The 18643-nt window shown below is 63.6% G+C and carries 17 protein-coding genes; 6 read left to right on the top strand and 11 right to left on the bottom strand.

Annotated features, from left to right (window positions below; genetic code table 11):
- Positions 1 to 331 precede the first annotated feature (331 nt).
- Both J2S45_RS00685 and J2S45_RS00680 read right to left on the bottom strand, forming a co-directional pair.
- Positions 332 to 1063, bottom strand: coding sequence for an ABC transporter permease (locus tag J2S45_RS00685; RefSeq protein ID WP_307634192.1), 732 nt, complete (start codon positions 1061 to 1063; stop codon positions 332 to 334).
- Positions 1060 to 1968 carry an ABC transporter ATP-binding protein gene (locus J2S45_RS00680; RefSeq protein WP_307634191.1) on the bottom strand — a complete coding sequence of 303 codons (909 nt, stop codon included), beginning with the start codon at positions 1966 to 1968 and terminating at the stop codon, positions 1060 to 1062. The genes J2S45_RS00685 and J2S45_RS00680 overlap by 4 nt, the downstream gene beginning before the upstream one ends.
- Positions 1969 to 2628: 660 nt before the next feature.
- Between J2S45_RS00680 and J2S45_RS00675 the strand changes: the two genes are divergently transcribed.
- Positions 2629 to 2904, top strand: a complete 276-nt coding sequence (locus J2S45_RS00675) for a hypothetical protein (RefSeq protein ID WP_307634190.1) — start codon at positions 2629 to 2631, stop codon at positions 2902 to 2904.
- Here J2S45_RS00675 and J2S45_RS00670 read toward each other — a convergent pair.
- The 5 genes from J2S45_RS00670 to J2S45_RS00650 all read right to left on the bottom strand — a co-directional run bounded on the left by J2S45_RS00670 (position 2895) and on the right by J2S45_RS00650 (position 9229).
- Entirely contained in the window at positions 2895 to 3821 is a 927-nt protein-coding gene (locus tag J2S45_RS00670; protein ID WP_307634189.1) for a class C sortase, read from the bottom strand. The genes J2S45_RS00675 and J2S45_RS00670 overlap by 10 nt on opposite strands.
- Positions 3822 to 3922: 101 nt before the next feature.
- Positions 3923 to 5455, bottom strand: a complete 1533-nt coding sequence (locus J2S45_RS00665; RefSeq protein ID WP_307634188.1) for a SpaH/EbpB family LPXTG-anchored major pilin — start codon at positions 5453 to 5455, stop codon at positions 3923 to 3925.
- A 92-nt stretch (positions 5456 to 5547) separates the two neighbouring features.
- Positions 5548 to 8340, bottom strand: coding sequence for a GEVED domain-containing protein (locus tag J2S45_RS00660; protein ID WP_307634187.1), 2793 nt, complete (start codon positions 8338 to 8340; stop codon positions 5548 to 5550).
- A 413-nt stretch (positions 8341 to 8753) separates the two neighbouring features.
- Positions 8754 to 9062 (bottom strand): 4Fe-4S cluster-binding domain-containing protein, encoded by a 309-nt coding sequence (locus tag J2S45_RS00655; protein ID WP_307634186.1) that lies wholly within the window; start codon positions 9060 to 9062, stop codon positions 8754 to 8756.
- Positions 9059 to 9229 (bottom strand): hypothetical protein, encoded by a 171-nt coding sequence (locus J2S45_RS00650; RefSeq protein ID WP_307634185.1) that lies wholly within the window; start codon positions 9227 to 9229, stop codon positions 9059 to 9061. The genes J2S45_RS00655 and J2S45_RS00650 overlap by 4 nt, the downstream gene beginning before the upstream one ends.
- Positions 9230 to 9667: 438 nt before the next feature.
- On the opposite strand from J2S45_RS00650, the gene J2S45_RS00645 reads away from it, so the two are divergent.
- Entirely contained in the window at positions 9668 to 10537 is an 870-nt protein-coding gene (locus J2S45_RS00645) for a lipid II:glycine glycyltransferase FemX (protein ID WP_307634184.1), read from the top strand.
- Positions 10538 to 10801: 264 nt separating this feature from the next.
- Here the strand turns inward: J2S45_RS00645 and J2S45_RS00640 are convergent, their stop codons facing one another.
- From J2S45_RS00640 to J2S45_RS00625, 4 genes are all read right to left on the bottom strand, one after another.
- Positions 10802 to 11194 carry a hypothetical protein gene (locus tag J2S45_RS00640; RefSeq protein ID WP_307634183.1) on the bottom strand — a complete coding sequence of 131 codons (393 nt, stop codon included), beginning with the start codon at positions 11192 to 11194 and terminating at the stop codon, positions 10802 to 10804.
- A 77-nt stretch (positions 11195 to 11271) separates the two neighbouring features.
- Positions 11272 to 12180, bottom strand: coding sequence for a chymotrypsin family serine protease (locus tag J2S45_RS00635; RefSeq protein WP_307634182.1), 909 nt, complete (start codon positions 12178 to 12180; stop codon positions 11272 to 11274).
- Positions 12181 to 13051: 871 nt separating this feature from the next.
- Entirely contained in the window at positions 13052 to 13741 is a 690-nt protein-coding gene (locus J2S45_RS00630) for a response regulator transcription factor (RefSeq protein WP_307634181.1), read from the bottom strand.
- On the bottom strand, positions 13738 to 14454 hold the full coding sequence (locus J2S45_RS00625) for a sensor histidine kinase (protein WP_307634180.1): 717 nt from the start codon (positions 14452 to 14454) through the stop codon (positions 13738 to 13740). Before J2S45_RS00625 ends, J2S45_RS00630 begins: the two co-directional genes overlap by 4 nt.
- Before the next feature lie 134 nt (positions 14455 to 14588).
- Here J2S45_RS00625 and J2S45_RS00620 point away from each other — a divergent pair, with 134 nt between their 5' ends.
- The 4 genes from J2S45_RS00620 to J2S45_RS00605 all read left to right on the top strand — a co-directional run bounded on the left by J2S45_RS00620 (position 14589) and on the right by J2S45_RS00605 (position 18539).
- Positions 14589 to 15290 carry an ABC transporter ATP-binding protein gene (locus tag J2S45_RS00620; protein WP_307634179.1) on the top strand — a complete coding sequence of 234 codons (702 nt, stop codon included), beginning with the start codon at positions 14589 to 14591 and terminating at the stop codon, positions 15288 to 15290.
- The gene (locus J2S45_RS00615; protein ID WP_307634178.1) at positions 15287 to 16684 is read left to right on the top strand and encodes an FtsX-like permease family protein; all 1398 of its coding nucleotides are present in this window, start codon (positions 15287 to 15289) and stop codon (positions 16682 to 16684) included. Before J2S45_RS00620 ends, J2S45_RS00615 begins: the two co-directional genes overlap by 4 nt.
- 198 nt (positions 16685 to 16882) lie before the next feature.
- Positions 16883 to 17794, top strand: a complete 912-nt coding sequence (locus J2S45_RS00610) for an ABC transporter ATP-binding protein (RefSeq protein ID WP_307634177.1) — start codon at positions 16883 to 16885, stop codon at positions 17792 to 17794.
- Between the two features lies 1 nt (position 17795).
- Positions 17796 to 18539, top strand: coding sequence for an ABC transporter permease (locus tag J2S45_RS00605; protein WP_307634176.1), 744 nt, complete (start codon positions 17796 to 17798; stop codon positions 18537 to 18539).
- Positions 18540 to 18643 lie beyond the last annotated feature (104 nt).

Raw genomic sequence — 18643 nt, 5'->3', positions numbered from 1 at the left:
ACAAGATGTGCCGTCTCGAAAAAACGCAAGCACTACATATAGTAGCCGCTTTCGAATCACATGCGTGTACTTACACGAAGACAACTCTGTGACATTTTCGTCGTTGACGAGTTTCGGCGCCGTGGCGCGGAAAGGTCGACGGCGGGAAAACGTGCAGCTTTCGTTCGACCGCGCGTCTCGGCGTGTCACGTGGCGACGGCGACGGCACCGCGTCCGCAACCAACGTTCGCGCAGCTCCTCCGCCGTGAGACTGTGCGGGCCTGCCGCGAGAAAGCCATCTGCGATCACACAGGCTTCCTGCGTACAGGTGCTGAGCAAAGAAGGCGCAGCTCTACTTCCACTTCATCGCTCGCTGCGCCATCAACGTGAGTATCGCGGTCACAGCGACCAGATAGCCGAGCCCAATTCCAACGTCACCCCACGTCCCCTCGCCAATGAGCGGCATCGTCACGGCCTCGCGCATGTGGTAGATCGGAGTGTACGGTGCAGCCGTCTGCGCCCAGCTCGGAAGCGTCTCAATCGGCATCATGGCTCCACCGATCATTCCCAAGGGGATGATGATGGCGACCGCTGCCATGGAGACGCCGGCCATCGACGGCAGAATGATTCCGACCAGCACCCCAAGCATGAAGAAAAGCAGGAAACCCAGGATCAAGGGCAGGAGTACAATCGGCGCCGTCGCCTCCGGAGTCATGCCGAGTGCCATTGCCATGCCGAAGAGGGCAAGGGCCTGCGCTATCAGGAAGATCATGCCCGCCGTCGCCTGTGCGGCAATGACCGTGTTTGAGGAGATGGGGAAGCTCCGTAGGACGACGAACATTCCGTTTTCGCGCCACAGCGCAAGGTGGGTGGCGCCCGCGAAGATTCCCACGAAGGCCGCGCCGAAGGCCATGACGTTCGCGCTGATCGGCCCAGTGAGGTCCATTCCTTCGATACTGTCACCCATCGTCAACACGAGCGCAACGAGTAGGCCCGCCGGGAAGAGGAACGTAAAGATAAGGGTCGCCCAGTCGCGTAGGTCGTAGCGAAGAAGGACATTGGTTAATGCGCGGTATCTGGTCATGCTACGTAATCCCTTCCGGTGAGCTGGAGATAGACGTCCTCGAGGCGGCCATCGTGGACTTGGGCGTGCCGTGTATCGATCCCGCCCTCAGCGAGGCGCGCGAACAGAGCGGCCGTGTCGTGAGAGCGAACCTCGAGCCCGTCTTTGGTGACCCGCACCGCGTCCGGGCCAAGAAGCGTCGCCACCGCATCCGCCTGGTGGAGAGCATTGGGGAGAATGACCGTCGAGCCGAGATCGGCCTCGGCGATGAGGCGGCTCGGGCTCGACGTCGTGAGGATCTTGCCCTGTTCGACGATCGACACCGTGTCACATAGCCGCTCAGCTTCGTCGAGGTAGTGCGTCGTATAAAGGGTGGTCATCTCCAGAAGATCGGTCGACTGGAGCAGGGAGACCAACGAGTACCTGGCTTCGGGATCGAGGCCTGCCGTCGGCTCGTCGAGGAAGAGGACTTTCGGCCGGTGCACAATCGCGGTGGCGACGGCGAGTCGCTGGCGCTCACCCCCGGAGAGATTCTCCACTTTGGTGTCAGCCGCCTTCGCGAGGTTGAGGGCCTCGATGAGCGTGTCGATCGTGGAGTGCTCTGCGCCCTGGATCGCACAGACCGCGCGAAGGTGCTCGCGGAGCGTCGTCTTCGGGAAGAACGCCGACTGCTGGGGCTGGATCCCGATCTGGGACAGCAGGGCTAGATTGCGCGGGTAGGGCGACTGGCCGAGGACTCGGATCGTTCCTTCCGTCGGCTTTCGAAACCCTTGGATCGCGTTAAAGAGCGTCGTCTTGCCCGCCCCGTTTGGCCCGATGATCCCGTGGAACGAACCTTCTTCCACCTGGAGGTCGAGGTGGGAAAGAATCGTCTTCCCCTTAATGACGACGCTTACGTCGCGTGCGTCAACTGCATAGTCAGTCACGTGTGACCTTTCTCGAGTGCTGTTGCGGTGGGTGGGATACGGACATCTGTGAGCGTATCCCACCCACCCCGGAACCGAAGTGAATCACTTCGAGTTGCTTCGTCAACCGTGGAGAACTCCAGGATCGTGTTCGAATAACTGTGCGTGATACATTCCTGTTACATCGAACTGCCTGCAGTTCGATGAGAGACGAGTGTCTTTGCCCGTTTCGCCCGTCGCCCGCCAGATTGTTCGGCTGATAGAAGCGGTCTGGCTGGTGGCGGTTTCGCTGATTTAGGCGGATCACGACCTTGCTGCGCAGAGGAGGCCCAACACCGTAAGGTCGGGCGCGAGCTTTTCGAACTGATCGACGGCGAACGACTCGGCGGACTCACCGGCGATTTCACAACCTGTCGTCGCATTGGAGATAAGCACTCCCCCGGGTGCTGAGGCGAAGATGGTGTCTCCTCTAAGCCAAGGGCGATCAGAATCTCGCATCATTATTATCTTTCAGGCGTGTGAAACTCCGGCGATGCTTCGTGGAGAATGTGCCGTGGCCCTCACTACATCGGCGGATTTTCTTTCATTACAAGGCATGAGGATTCTTAACAAATATTTGAGAAAGGCTTTTTCTCAAAATAGAAAACCTCCCCCGCGGGTGCCGCGGATACTCTGTTTTCCATGAGCACCGGCCCCCGCCCGTCCGGCGAGATCGGCCGGGAAGGCGTGCCGGCGGGATTCGTCCACGTGCCGTTCACGCCGGAGCTCGCCCGGGCACACACGGCGGCGCTGACGAGTCGGGACGCCGGCGGAGTGCCTACCGCGAGCGCGGAGACAGACTTCCCGCCGTCGATGCCCGTCGAAGACGCCGTGCGCGCCCTGACCGAAGCACTCGAGACTCTGGTCGGCGCGGCTCGCGCCAGCAGGCGTATGGGCTCGGCCTCCACTCAGGCATAGCGGCGCTGCCGGCGCGCCTTTTCCTTTCGGCGCGCCCGAACGTAGTAGCCAACAAATGCGGTCACGAGGCCCGCCCACGCTACCAAGAACCACGGGAATCTAGGGAGCTCGGAGGGGTTACCGGCCGCGGCCAGCGCGTCGTCCGGCGTCGGGAGTACCCGCTCGCCGGTGATGACGATGCGCTGCGTGTTGATGCCAAGGGGCGTACATGTGATGAGGGTGGCGAGGTCTTCGCCCGGTACGGCTCTAATTGTTTCTGTGTCCTCCGGCTCGACCACCTTGATGTCGAACACTCGGTAAACGAGCACTTCGCCAAACACCTCGAGGGTAAATTCGTCGCCCGTTTTCACGCGGTTGAGGTGGGTGAACATCGTGGCCTCCGCGAGCCCGCGATGGGCCGTGATCACTGTGCGACCGCCCTCACCACCCACGGGCAGAGCCGTGCCCCGCAAATGACCGGCCCCTTTGAGCAACGTGGCGTCCGAGGTACCGTGGTAGATCGGGATGTCAACATCGGCCGCCGGCATTCGGATTCGGCCCATGAGCCCAGTGGAATCGACGCGTAGCTGCTGATCGTAGGGTAGTAGGCCGAGCACCTCGGGCGTCTTTTGCCCGGACCTGAGCGTGGGGATGCGCCCGTCGATGTCGACAAGCACGTTGTCAGCAAGCGCCGCGTTGTACTCCAGCGCGTTGACCACCTGCTTAGCTTGGCTAGGCTCAGCATACTTGGCGTTTTCTACGGCGGCCTGAGCGATCTTTGACTGGTTGAACTGGGTGACCCACTGTGCGGTGGGCGGATAGAACGCCACGGAAATGCCGACGATGAATAAGATAACGGCCGCAAGCTCGGGCCACGTCGCCCGAGTGATTGAGTGATGCGACTTATGACGGGCCGACTGCCGCGCTGTACCCTTCATCAGTTCCCCCGCTCGTCTCATGCTGGATCAGGAATGCCGCAGGCGGGGCTGCACCGAAGGATATCGGTGCAGCCCCGCCACAGCGCCATCACATACAGTGTTTAGGCGTCAACCTCGCGGCGGCGGCGAGCGACTGATGCCAGCACGAAGCCAGCCAGCGCGATGACCGCGCCGGTGCCGATCAACAGCACGGTGCCCTGAGCACCGGTGAGGGGCAGACCCGGCAAGAGCGATCCCGCGCCGGAACCAGCGAGCTTGTTGGTAACAGTCAGATCAACAACAGCCGCGTCGGTGTCAGCAGCTACTGTCACCTTGGTGAATTCGGCGTAGCCGCTTCCCTCGGCCGTGTAGCCAGCGGGGGCCACGGTCTCCTTCACGCAGTAGTCACCTGCCACGAGCACCTGGGTGGCCTGACCGGCGGTGCCAGCAGCGCCCGGCGCGTTGCCCGTAGCATCCTGGTTGAAGCCCGTCTTCACGGTGACGGTCTTGGTGTCAGCCGGGACCTCGGCCGGGCACTGATCAGCGCCTGCGGGCAGCGGGAAGATCTGGAATTCCGCGTTGTCCAGCGCCTCGTTCTTCTCGTTCACCTTGGCGATGGTGAAGGGTGCGAAATCGGTGGTGGTCGGGGTTTCGCCAGTGCCGTCGCCCGGGGTGGAGGCGAAGTCGACGCCGTTAATCGTGGTGGTCGACTGGTTCTCGAGAGGACCAGCCACGTTGGTGCTCACCGTCGTCGCGATCTTCACGGAGACGACGTCGCCCTGCTGCCGCTTGGCAAGCCCGGCGGGGGTGAACTCGACGGTCACAAGGTTAGCGTCGCTGACGGTGACCTTGTAGTCGCCGGCATCCAGAGCAACCGGGGCTCCAGCGCGATCGACGCTGACGGTCACGCCAGTGGCGCCGTCGACCTTGTCAACGCCCGCAGGCATCTGGTCGGTGACCTTGTAGCTCGTGAGGGTCTCGCCGGCCTTGAGGGTCGGGATCTTCTGGGTGATCGTCCAGGAGATGGCGTCGCCCGGGAAGTGCGTGGAGCCCGGGTTGTCCACCTTCTTGACCGGCTTCTCGTCATCCTGAAGCACGGTGTTCTTGGGGTAGACGTGGACGTTGTAGAGGAAGCCGTCCGCGTTCGGCATCGGCACGGTCACGAGGAACGGGTCCGCCTTGGCGACGACGTTGCTAGGCGCATCCGTCTCGGTGACGAGGTAAACGCCGAGGTCGAGGTCGCCCACTGAGGTCGTGCCGGTGTCGTCGGTCGGACCCATCGGGGTTGCTGCTCCGACCGTGTACGTCGTAGCACCATTGACCACCTGGCCCTGATCGTTGATCGTCAGCCCCTGAACGGCCGTCCATCCCTCGGAGGTGGTGAGGTCGATGCCGCCCACCTTGGCGTAGGTGAAGGTTACCTGGGCAATAGGCTTCGCACCTGTTATCGTCTGCTCAGTACCGTTGTTTGGATTCGTGGGCGCCGGATCGAGGTTCTCAAACTTGTGAACCGTGATCGTACCCTTTTGCGTCGTGTCAATATTTCCGGGCGCGGCTACCGCACTCGGAGCGGCCACTAGCCACGCGAACAGCACCGTGATCGCAGCGGCAAGAGCAACGACCACGCGCGGCGTGTGCAGTGTCTTTGTTGCCATCTTTTCTTCCTTATCTTGTTTCCATGTGTGACGTGTGTGGTGTCAAAGTATCTATCCGAAGTTCCGGGCTTGTCCGGGCTGATGAGAGGTCGCTATAGGCCCACCCTCCCATCGGCTAGCCCGCCGTTTCGCCGCCGCCAGCCGGCGTACAGCCCTACCCCGGCGGCGAAGAGCACAAGTATTCCTCCAAGCACCTTAAAGGCGTCTTCGCCCAGGCCGCCACTCATGGGCAACCCCGGCAGGCCGGCGAGGGGGAGGCGCGCGTTTTCGAGGTCAGCGAGCGTTTTCCCAGCAGGGTTGGTGAGGTCGTCTACGACGACGCCGAAGGTCACCGACGCCGCGTAGTCCCCAGCCGCTCCTCGGAACTTCATCCGCTGGCTGTCATAGCCGGCCGGCGCGTTTGTTTCGGCGAGCGTGTACTCACCAACCGGCAGGCCCTCGATCGTGTAGACGCCGGGGGCGGGGTTGATATCACCCAAGGTGGGATCACACGGGCTGGCCGTGCAGTCGCTGATCGCACGCGAGTCGAAGCCCGCGGGGCCGGTTAGCTGGAAAGTTGCGCCCTGCAAGGTTGCACCTTCGGGGTTGACCTTGGTGAACGTCACGTCCGTCACCGGGCTATCGACCACGGGGTTCGTCACGGTCACGGCGTCCAGTTGCTGGCCGAGTGCCACGTTCTTCGCAGTCACTTCCTGCGGGGCATACGTTGTTTCGCCCCACGTGTACTGCGTCGCGCCAGCTATGGGGGCGGAGTTGGTCTCATTGCCGGGCGAGGTGCTCGCGCGCTGCGTCTGAGTCACGGTACACACCGATCCCAAGGGAATCTTCGGCGTCGCAGCGCCGTCGCCGATCACGGTTGCCGTGGCACCGGCAGCTACCGGCCCCCACGTGCCGGTCACCACCTGCGGCTGGGTGGCGTCCGTGCCGGTGGGCCCGGTAAAGGAGGCTGGCGGCGTGCATTGCCACGTGCCCTCGAAGGTCAGGTTTGGATCCACGGCCTCGCCCGGGGAAAGCTCAACCTGGCTCGTATCGACCGCCGGCGTCACCTCGAAGCCGCCCGTGGGCTGGTTACGAACCGTGTAGTCCGCCACCGTCAGCGGCGTAAAGTCACGCAGGGTGAAGCCTGAACCGTGGCCGGTCTGCGCATCGGTGTTGTTTCCGACCCACGTGGGCATAACCATATCCGGGTAGCCGTATACGCTGGCGTCCGCGAGGCCGGTGGCTGCCCTGTCCCGAAGTGCGCCCGTGGCCGCCGCGCCATTCTGCTCGAACAGCAAGTATCCGGGCTGGGTCGCTTCATCGATTTTGATATCTGCCGAGACGTTGGCAAAGCTCGCGGCCGCATTGGTCAGCGGCACCGGCGTGGCCGGATCAACCTGAGCAAAGGTCAACGGGAAGTGAAGCGTGGTGGCGCCAGCGGCGGTCGTCTGGGTCAACGTACCGACGGCGTTTCCACCCGGATTCGTGGCCGAGACCTCCGCCAACAGCGGCGCTCCTTGAGCTGCCGCGGCGGTGAACTCCCATCCGGCGGCGGGAGTGGCGACTCCCGCCGCGTCTAGAGTCTCCTTTGTGACGGTGAAGCCGGGCTTGACGATCGTGACGGCGTGATCCTCGACCTCACCGTTTTGTAGCACGCCGAGGCCGGAGTCCGTGATCCCGTTGGCTTCGTTGATCTCAGTGGTGGAGATCATGAGGCGAAGGGCGGATCCGAGCACGCCGGGTGTGCGGTCGGTGGGAAGCATGGCATCGGTGACGTCCCACTCTAGGACCGCTTTGCCATCCACGCACTGCCCCGAGCTACGCTCGCTGGCGGTGAATGTGCCGTCCCCGTTCCAGTCCAGCCAGCCAGCTACATAGGTTGGCGATGTATTGCTACTGCACGGGAAAGTGTGTTGATAGGTAGCCGCCAGCGCGGGCACCACCACCGGTTCCGCAAGCGCGTCTTCATCGTTGCGCCCCGGCCAACCGTTGCGGTCATCCCCTGCGAGGTCATACCACGAGTTGTCCGCCTGCATATTGGACATGTCGCCATCAGGAGCGAGGGCGCCGAGCACCGGGCTGGAGGCGTATCTGACGGTGGCTTGAGGAATAGCATCCGCATTTTTCAGGCTCGTGTTCGGCTCAATGGCGCCACCGGACACGACCGGCTGGAAGATGGCGCCGGCCTCACCGTAGCTGAGCGGGGCGTCGCCGGAGTCATACGCAGCAACCACGCCAATGGCCAGGTAGTTCCCACCTCGAGTGAGCGCCATGTGGATCCACGCCGAATCGGCTCCCTCGGCAAACATATTTGTGAAGGAGAAGAGGCCATCGCGGCAATACGACTGGTTAGACGTCATCGTCAGTGTGTTAGAGGCATCCACTCCCAGCTGGGTGGTTCCGCGCCGTGGGCCACACTGATTCTCGTATTCGAGTAGGCGCCACGTGAGATCCTGCCCCGTCGAGGAACTCGGTTGAATAGCGATTTTCTCATTGTCCAGCGACTCCGCGTTCGCGAACACGAGGCCCTGTACTGGGATTTCTACGGGTTCGGCCGCAGGGCCCGTCTTGAGTTTCACGTCACATGACACGTCGAAGTTAAACTCACCCCCAGCGGAGCCAATTCCAGTCAGCTGCTGATCACCGTAATACTCGTCGAATCCGTCCGAGATCCACCCACCAGGCCAGTGAAAATCAACCGTCTGGAAATTCGAGGCAGGTGTTGTGCCACCAAGTCTCCTCAGCTGACTGACCGTACACGTGGTGATCATCTGGGCCTCGCCGATTTGAGTCGTTGAGGAAACGCTGACGGGGAGATCGGCGTTTTCGATCCGTCCAGCCGAGCCGTCCGTACGAGGAGTCGGCTTATAGCGCTTCATCAGCGCGGACACTTGGTTGAAATCCACCCAATTGACGATGTCAATGTATTGGCTTTTCGGATCAGGCGTGGTGGCGCTTCCCGTGCCATACCCCGCTTGCGCGTCTAGCGGCTTAACCAGCGGACCACCGAACCCCAACACAAGGGCAACGGATACGATCGCGATCAGCGTCACATTCACGGTGAATCTAGACCGCGTGAAAAAACCGCCCCTCATAAATCCCCATCCCTCGTGTGGTTGCCTGCTAAGTGGAACAAACAGCGCGTGCAGCTATTGAAGTGTCCCGTGTTTGCTTTCTAGGCATTTTCCCTGGTTCTCATTCTCCCTGATTTGCTTGCGATGTGCCAGTAGTCGTTCTCAACCTCGACCGGCGTGCGGTAGTCGGAGCCGTGGTAGAGACAAGCCTGGTTCGACCAGGTCACCCACTCGAAAGTTGCGATCTAAACTTCAAGAACCTCTTTCCATCGATGATTATTGATCAGCTCGTTTTTATGCGAGCCGTCCACGTTCTCGGCCAGGATCCGCTCCTCCAGCTCGTCCGTGTAGGGCTGACCATACCGGAAGGACTGCGTCGCCCTGTTGTAGCAGTTCGGGCACCGAAACGGACAACCCGACACGTACAGCGAGCAACGCACACCCTCCCCATCCACGAAATTGAACGGCTTGTAGTCCGCGTAGTTACCCGCGAACAGCGCCCGCCCATCCCACTGGCAGGGAGCCGGGACGGTCACGCCGTCATCGTCGATCATTCGAGAGCATCCATGTGCTTCACGCGCGCGGAGATCTCCATGTGCCGACCGTGAACCATCGGTCGCTTGACCGGATTACCGAGATAGCCGCAGGTACGCTTGACGACCGTGAGCGCAGGCTCGGCGGGGGTCTCTTCCACAGTGTGATCATGAGCGAGGAGCGACATGGCAATTTCCTTCCGACTTCACCTGTGCGCGCGTGTTGCCGCGACGCGTTCAGTAGTTTCTGGGGTAAACCTAAAAACACTAAATCTTGTGTGTCGCAAAGTCCCGAAAAATACATATAGTATCCGCTTTCGAATCACAGAGGCGCATTCCACCCCGCCCGCGGCGGGCGGCGTCGTCGTCGGGACACGAGCGGGGCCGATGGTGCGGCGTCGGCGATCGGTAAGCTTGGAAGTCAAGCCAACCGATAGGGGAGAATCGTCATGCCATATGAACTCGCGCCCATCACCGCCTAGGAAATGCGCACGACCGCGGCAGGCGTCAAGCCGCTGCCCATTGAGTAATCCGCCGCGTGGGACGCCTTCGAAGAACGCTGCGGCCGGTCGACCTTCGGCCGATTCGCCTTCTCCAAAGGCGGCAAGAGGCTCGCCCTCATCTCCTTGGTCGAGCACGAGATCCGCGGGGTCAAGTTCCTGTGGGCGAAGAAGGGCCCGCTCTGGCTACGCTCTCAGTCCCCGGACAACGAAGCGGCTCTGCGCGCGGCCCTCAAGGCCGAGATCCACAAGCTCGACCCCAAGGTCGCCTTCATCCGCCTGCACGCCAAGTACTCCACCCCCGACCCGCACGACCTCCTCACCACCCTCACCTACGATCGCACCGTCGTCATCGACACCTGCGGCGGGGACCCGGAGAAGATCCTCGCCGCCATGCCGAACGACGGCCGACGAGCCGTGCGCCGCGCGATGAGCCGCATGGAGAAGGCCGGCGCTAAGGCCGTGGACCTGACGGGGATCGCTCTTGCCGACTTCGCCCCCGTCTACGAGGTTCTGCGCGAGACGGCGCAGCGCAACGGCTTCTCCATCCACCCGATGGAGGTGTACTGGAACATGCTCGACGCGCTCGGGCCCGACCACGCGCGCCTCTTCGGCGTCGAACACGGTGGCGCAATCGTGGCATGGGTGCTGGTGCTCGTCAACGACGGCCAGGCCTGCCAGTACTACGGCGCGCACTCCCACGCGGCGCGCGAGGTCCTCGCCTCTCAATTCCTGGATTTTTGGAGCGCCAAGGTCATGGGCGAGGAGGGCGTGGCCGGACTTGACCTCATGGGCGTTGACTCGATGCCCTGCCCCAACCTCGACGAGCTCGGCATCAACAAGCGCCGCTACGCCGCTGGCGACGTCGAGGTCGACGGCGCGTGGGATCTTCCCGTCCTCGGCCCGATCTATCGCGCGCTGATGGTGGCCAAGCAGGGCCGTGCGCTGGTACGGCGGGTTGGTGCAGCGGGGCGGCGGGCTGGCTCGGCGGGCTAGTGCGCTGGTGCAAGCCGAGCCAAAACCGCAAATACAGCACTAATGCACAATATGTAACGGTAAAATGCGGGGAATTAACGTCGCAGTTAGCGGATAAGTGTTGCATGTGGGCGGAGGTGGCACCGGCTCTGGCGGGCGCACCTGCCGCCGCTGGCCGCTCAGTCCGAATGAACTTATGCTCACTGGGCGATGTCGGGAGGCTTCTCCACAAGGAGATGGCCCCAACATCGCCCACGTTGCTTGAATTGCCCGCGCGAAGCCGATCTAGCTGGTCTTGGTAATCTTCTCGACAAGCACGTGGCTTGCCTTGCCATAATGCTCGCCGCCGCAGTCGTATCCGCCCTCAATATCGGACTGCTGGCCCGTTTCGAAGACGTCCCCGACCTCGATCTTCGTGCCGTTGACCTCGAGATAAGAGCCATCCGCTGGTCCCGTTGCCGATCCTGAGAAGAGGAGGAGAGCGCCGTGCTCGCTGACAGGGCACAACTGCTCGTCAGCCACCCTGATCTCCTTCAAGGTTGTCACGATGGCAATGTCCACGACAGCCGGGGAAGCTTCAAGCGTGGGTGCTTTCAGTTCCGCGCCCGTCGAACACCCGGACAAGGCGAAGGGGATGACACACGTGGCCGCCAAGGCGCCGATCTTGACCTTACCCATAAATCAATCGAGCTCCATAGTTATCGCGCACTGCGCGCCAATCCGTCACGTAAGTGGTTGACCCTGCACTTGGCGAGTCAACATGTCCCGTTATTGTGCCAGTGACCCTTACCGAGCCGCCAAAGTTGGCGTAGACCGAACCCCCCAGAATCACCATTCTGGGAGGACGAGTTGGAAGCTCCCGACAACGAAGAGGAGGTCCAGACATAGGAAAGCAGATCGAAGCAGTGACCTGCCGTGAAATACCCACGAGTACCGTTGGCATTTAGCGCAGGGATGCCGCTCGTACACCGAACCAATTCTCCCTGTTGATAGCCAAAAACTGCAGCCCCGCCAACAAATGGCGCCCGCACATTCTCATTGTGGACATCATCCTGGTAGTAACCCGGCGAGAAGGAGTACCCCACACCCGTATCCGGGAGCGCGTCAAGATCAGCCTGCGTCAACTCACCAGTGAGTTCGATCGTGTCACGTTGAGCCTGATATCCGGAGATAACCCGTGCGCCAGTGTTTTCAAAGTGGGACGCCAGCTGCTCCATAGCAGATGAGATCTGTGCCGGATTGTACTTCGACATCACAACAATGACGCCGTCGCGATCAAGCTCATCAAGAGCCGTACTCACCCCCTCAGAAAGATCATGCGGACTAAGAGCGCGTTGAGCAGATATCTCGAACCGTGCTTTAGCTACCACCGCATCGTCGTGTGAAATCGCAACGAATCCCTGATCCAGATCCGCGTCATAGTATTGCCCGACGATCTCGAAACCACCGGCTGTATGCGAAGCATCTTCGGGGAGCAATCCGATCTCCTCTGCAGATGCCGCGTAATATTCAACGGGTTGCGGATAATCAACAGGTTGTGCAAGAGAAGAAACAGGGATTCTCGTCGCACCCGAATCGTCGACAGCAACCGGCAAATCTGAGCTGCCGTCGGTTGCCGTGGCGAAGCCCGTCGCGGAAGCCAGGAGGATAACCGCGAGAACCATAGCGGATGTGGGCCTTTTCATATTTTTAGACTACACTAACCCGCCCGGGTGTGCTAGGCGTTTCGATTGCAAGGTTTGCGAAATATCGGACCTGATGCTTGTCCCCTGCCAGGGCGACTCGATCAAGTTGGCACCCAGCCTAGGCACGTTCCCCAGGGAGATTGTGAACAGTTGAGCTAGGTAGAGGCCTGACCGCGGGTCAAGACTTCCGGGCGGGCTCTCGATGCGGGGTCTGTTGCTAACTGGTGAGCCTGAGAGGTTTCGTGGCCAAAACCGCCCCTTTCCGCCCCAAATTCACCTGTTGTCCACACGGGTCTGTCCGGCCAGTAACTCCTGGTGGGGTTGCGTGTTGCTAACTGGTGAGCCTGAGAGATTTCATGGCCAAAACCCGCCCTTTCCCGACTCAAACTCACCAGTTACCCACACCCGAATCATTTCAGCACCGCCTGACGTGTGACATGTGGGACTCATGTTGCAGGAGTGAACGGTGTGACGTGGTATTGGTTGGGCGCGGCGGGCAGATTTGGGCGCGGCGTCCAAACTCGGGCCCGGCGGTCAAACTCGGATACGGCGGGCAGACTCGGGCGTGCTGGTCAGATTCGAGCATCGTTGGCCAAACGCGGATGCGGCGGCCAACCTCGAGCGTCGCTAGTCAGATTTGGGCGGCGCTACACAAGCACCCGGCGTTCGCCGGGTCTGCCAAATTCTCAGGTGTTGTGTCGCAACCCGACACAACACCTGAATCTGAGACCGACCAGGCCCCTATAGCGATCGGTAGTCGGCATATTCAATAGAACTGTCGCCGGGTGGGTGGTTCTGCCCGATTGGGCGCGGAAATGTGGGGCGTGAGGGCACCCGGCACCCGCCCGGCCTACACCGCGCCGGTGGCCGTCAAATACGTCAGCACCGCCCGCACGCGCCGGTTCTCCTCGCCGGCAGGCAAACCCAGCTTGGAAAACACGTTAGCCACATGCTTGGACACCGCCGCGCCGGACAGGTACAGCTGAGCCGCGATCTCCGTATTCGACTTTCCCTGCGCCATCAGCTCGAGCACCTCGGACTCGCGCGGGGTCAGCGCATCCAGGGCGCTCGCCTTCCCACGCACCAGCCCCACGGCCACCTCCGGATCGACAACAACGCCCCCGCCCGCCACGATCGACAGCGAATGCACGAAGTCCGCCACCCGCGCCACCCGCTCCTTGAGCAGGTACCCTAAGCCTCCCCGGTCGGCGCCGGGCCGGGCCATCGCCACCGGGTCAAACAGTGCCGAGGCGTAGGCGGGGGCCACGTACTGGCTGAGCACCATGACGGAAAGGTCGGGGAAGTCGGCCCGCAGGTCGACGGCAACCCGAAGCCCGTCGTCGCTCATGGTGGGCGGCATGCGCACGTCCGTGACCAGCACATCCACCGCGCCCGGGTCAGCGGAGCGGAGCTCGCGCACCGCGGCGAGCGTGGTCGGCGCGTCGGAACTCTGCCCCACCACGGTGTGCCCCACCCGCTCCAGGATGCCGGCTAAGCCCTCGCGTACGAGCGTCGCGTCGTCGGCAAGGAATATCTTCATCGCGTTCCCCCAATCGCACTTTCCCCCCGGTGGAGCAGCAGCGGGATCACGCCCACCACCGACGTCGGCCCACCGGCAGGCGAGTTGACCTCCAGATTCCCGCCGAATGCGGCCAGCCGCTCGCGCAGGCCGGCCAGGCCGTGACCGGGGATGATCTTCGCGCCACCCGGCCCCTCGTCGACGATCGAGACCTTCAAATGCTCGTCCGCCGCCAACAGCAGCGTCGCCCGGGAGTCGGGGGCGTACTTGGCCACGTTCGTCAACGCCTCGCTGACAAGGAAGTAGGCGGCGGCAATGACCCCCTCGGGCATGTCGGGTAGCGGGTGCGGCACGACCACACGCACCGACACCGGGCTCCGCTCGGCCGCCCCGCGCACCGCCCACTCAAGCCCCAGATCGGAGAGCGCCTTGGGGTGAATCTCGTGGACGGTCTCACGCAGGGCTCGCAACGCCGCCTCATTTGTTTGCAGGGCACGCGTCACAATCTGCGGCAGGTCCGCGAGCGCGGCGGGCAGCTCGCCCGCGGCGGCGGCCATATCCAGCAGGAACTGGGCCTCGCCGATCGCCATGCCGGAGGCGACGAGGTGCTGCTGGGCGCCGTCGTGAAGATCGCGCTCGATGCGGCGCCGCTCGATCTCGAACGCGGACACGATCTGCCGGCGCGAGGCGGTCAGTTCCTCGATCCGGCGCGCGACATCCTTCTTTCTCCACATACCCCTAGCCTATCGGCGCCCGTCACCACGCTGAAGTACACCGGGCCGACCTGCGCAAAGGTAGACCTGGCTCTACCATAAAGTCGGCAGGCAGCACCATGGTCTACCCCGGCCCACAGGGCTTGAATGGAAGCATGAACGAACTCAACGCATCACACTTGGTCAAGACTTACGGAACGGTCCACGCCCTCGCCGGGGTGGACCTGCACATTGACGCTGGCGAGCTCGTGGCCATCATGGGCCCCTCGGGTTCCGGCAAGTCCACGCTCCTGCACGTTCTGTCCGGGATCCTCGTTCCCGACGACGGCGAGGTTCGGCTCGGCTCCACCATCGTCACCTCGCTGGGCGACGCCGGCCGGTCCCGGCTCCGCCGCGAGCGTTTCGGCTTCGTCTTCCAAGACGGGCAGCTGGTTCCGGAACTCACGGCTCGCGAGAATGTGGCGCTACCGCTGTTCGCCGCCGGCACGAAGCGCGGGGAGGGACTGCGCCACGCCGAGGAATGGCTCCACCGGCTCGGGGTGGCCGACCAGGCCAAGAAGCGTCCCGGCGAGATGTCGGGTGGGCAGGCCCAGCGCGTGGCGATCGCCCGCGCGATGGTGTCCAACCCGGCGATCATCTTCGCTGACGAGCCGACCGGCGCGCTCGATCAGGCCACGGGGCACGAGGTCATGCAGCTGTTGACCACCACCGCACGCATGAACGGCACCACGCTCGTGGTGGTCACGCACGACCTCAAGGTGGCCTCCTGGTGCGAGCGCCTGGTGGAGATCCGCGACGGGCTCATCCACACCGACCGCCCGATGGCCCACGTGCAGGGCGCGGAGGTGGCCCGATGAACACGCTGCACATGGCAGGCCAGCTTGCCCTGTCCCGAATTCGTAACGCCCGCGGGCACGCGCTACTAGACGCGCTCGCCGTCGTCGCCTTCTCCGTCTCCTCCTGGCTACTGCTCACCACGGCCGGCGGCGTGTGGATGTTCTACCAGCGCCTCCACACGCTCGTGCCGCGCCTAGCCGAGCAGGGCATTCCGGCCGAGATCACGAACGGGCTGGCCGAGGTCTACATGAGCCTCGCGGTCCTCGCCCTGGGTCTGCTTATCATTCCGCTCCTCTCCCTCGGCGCGTCAGCCGCGCGGCTGGGCGCGAACGGACGCGCCCGCCGGCTCGCCTCGCTACGCCTCATCGGGCTTAGCGCCGGGCAGGTCAACCTCATGACCCTCGTGGAGACCCTCATTCAGTCGGCCGTCGGCTTCGCGATCGGCGGGGCCATCTATCTGCTGAGCCTGCCGGCGTGGTCACAGATGAGCTTTGCGACCCTGCCCATCTCTTCCACCGAGATGCTACTGCCCTGGTGGGGCTGGCTCGCCGCGGCCGCGCTCATCGGGCTTATCACGATGGGCTCCACGCTTGCCGGCCTGTGGCGCGTATCCATCTCTCCCCTCGGCGTCTCGCGGCGGGAGACGCCCAAGGCGTTGCGATACTGGCGCGGCATCGGCGTGCTCATCGCAGTTCCGGTGCTTGGTGTCATGATCCAAACCCTCGATCCTGGCGAGAGCTCCACGGCGAACATCGTCATGTCGGCGCTGATGCTCATGGTCTTCTTCCTTATGGTCTCGCTCGCCGGCCCGCTGTTCATCCAGCTCGCGGCACGCCCGGTGGCCCGCACCGCCCACGCCGCGCGACTGATCGGCACCCGCCGCGTCCTTGACGACCCGCGCGCCGCCTGGCGCAATGTCTCCGCGGTCTCGCTCATGGCTCTGGTAGCGGCCGTCGTTGTCTTCACCGTTCCTATAACGCTTGACGCTCCCGTCCCGGATGCCGCCACGGAGACTCTCAAACAGGCCCTCATCTCCGATATCACCAAAGGCGTTACCATCGCGTTGGCCTTCTCCCTGATTCTTGGCGCCACGGGGACGCTCATCCACCAGGCCTCCGACGTGTTCGACCGCGCCGACGAGTCCGCGGCACTCACGCGGATCGGTCTTCCCTACTCGACCCTTCTCAGGGCGCGCATGTGGCAGGTCATCCCGCCGCTCCTGCTCATGCTCACTGTGACGATCAGCCTAGGCGCACTACTCGGAATAGCCGCCCAGCAGAAGACCAACGCCGATAACCTCATCATCCTCGCATGGGTGGTCATCCTCGGCGTCATCCTCACCCTCGCCGCGGTGGCGAGCACAGCCCCGATTCAGGCAATGGTTTCCTCGCAAAAGACGCGCAAGAACGACTAGGGCCAGCCGGCGCCGGCAGCCGAAAGGTTCCGGCGCCGGCCGCGGCCTCAGACGCCGGCCAGCCCCGGCGTCGTCGGCCTCGTCGGTCTCGTCGGCAAGCTCGTGCCGGGTGAGACGGCAAACCCATGACCGATGTCATGGAAAAGTCTGATCACCCGGCACTTCTGCGCGCGCATGCGCTACGGGCACAATGGAGTCATGAACGCAATTCACGCCACGGCACTGACCAAGAGATTCGGCAAGGTAACCGCCGTCAACGCCATCGATCTCGATATCGAACCCGGCGAAGTCGTTGCACTCCTTGGCCCAAACGGGGCCGGCAAGACCACCACGCTCGACATGATCCTCGGCCTGACCCACCCCACCTCCGGGCAGGTCAGCGTGCTGGGCACCACCCCTGCGGCCGCAATCCGCGGCGGACGCATCAGCGCCCTACTACAGAGCGGCGGCCTCCTTGCCGACATGAGCGTACGCGACACCGTTGCCTACATCGCCGCCTGCTACCCGAAGACCCAGCCCATCGACTCTGTGCTCGAACGCGCCGGCCTCACCGCGATCGCCCGCCGCACAGTCGGCAAATGCTCCGGCGGTGAGCAACAGCGCCTCAAGTTCGCCCTCGCCCTCCTGCCCGAACCCGACGTCCTTATCCTCGACGAGCCCACCACCGGCATGGACGTCGCCGCCCGCCGCGACTTCTGGGCCAACATTCACGAAGAGGCCCATCACGGGCGCACCGTCATCTTCGCCACCCACTACCTCGCCGAGGCCGAGGAGTTCGCGGGGCGCACGATCCTCATGAACGCCGGCCACATCGTCGCCGACGGGCCGACCAGCCAGGTGCGCTCCGTCGCCGGCCTGCGCCACGTACGGGTCACCGCCAGCTCCCCGCTGCCGGCCCCCGAACGCGACGCGCTCGCCGCGCAGCTCGCGGCGCTACCGGGCACCACGGCGTCGTGGGACGGCAGGGCACTCGAGGTGCGCACGGCACTCTCCGACGACGCCGCCCGCATCCTCCTCGCCCACCCGCACCTGACCGACCTCATCATCACCGAGACCTCCCTCGAGGACGCCTTCCTCGCTCTGACCTCGGCCGACACAATTGGAGCCTGACGTGATCGCCATCGACCTCAAGCGCATGCTACGTGACCCCGGAGTCCTCTTCGTCATCGGCGTGCCCGTGCTCATGTACCTCATTTTCGGCGCTGCCCAAAGCTACGGGCAGCAGATGGCCGCCAACGGCAACATCGCCATGGCAATCATGGTGGGAATGGCCGCCTACGGCGCCGCCTTCGGCACCGCCAGCTTCGCCTCCGTGGCCGGGGTCGAACGCCTCCAGGGCTGGGGGCGCCAACTCGCCCTCACCCCGCTCACCACCAGCCGCTACGCCCTCATCAAGTCCCTCACCGCCGCCACCATCGCGCTCATCACCGTGGCCATTATCTACGCGGTGGCGGCCCCCACCGGCGCGAAGGGCACGGCGTGGGCGTGGGCGGGATCGTTCGTGTTCGTCGTCCTCGGCTGCCTGCCCTACGCTCTGCTCGGACTCGCGGTCAGCTACGTGATGGGCTCGCAGTCGGCGACGTCGGTGGTCAGCGCCCTCATCCTCCTCTTCGCCTTCGCCGGCAACCTCTTCGTGCCGCTGTCCGGCAAGCTGCTCGAGGCCTCCCAGTTCACCCCGATGTGGGGCTACATCACGATCGCCCGCTGGCCTGTGGCAGAGGGGACGTGGACCACGGGCACCGGGGAGCCCTACACGCTCGAACTATGGCAGGCCATCCTCTCCTACGGCATCTGGACGCTCGTATTCGTCGGGCTCGCCGCGCTCGCGCTGCGACGCCGAGGCGAGCGGTCCTGAATACAATCATGGGAAAACCCGCAGATGGCGCGGCTAGCCCGGGCGGCGCGGAGCGGCCGGCCGGTGCCACCCGCGAAGTCCGCACCGGCCATGAGGAGCGCGCC

Source organism: Trueperella abortisuis, from assembly GCF_030811095.1.
Classification (GTDB): domain Bacteria; phylum Actinomycetota; class Actinomycetes; order Actinomycetales; family Actinomycetaceae; genus Trueperella; species Trueperella abortisuis.
This window is presented reverse-complemented; position numbering and strand designations above follow the sequence as displayed.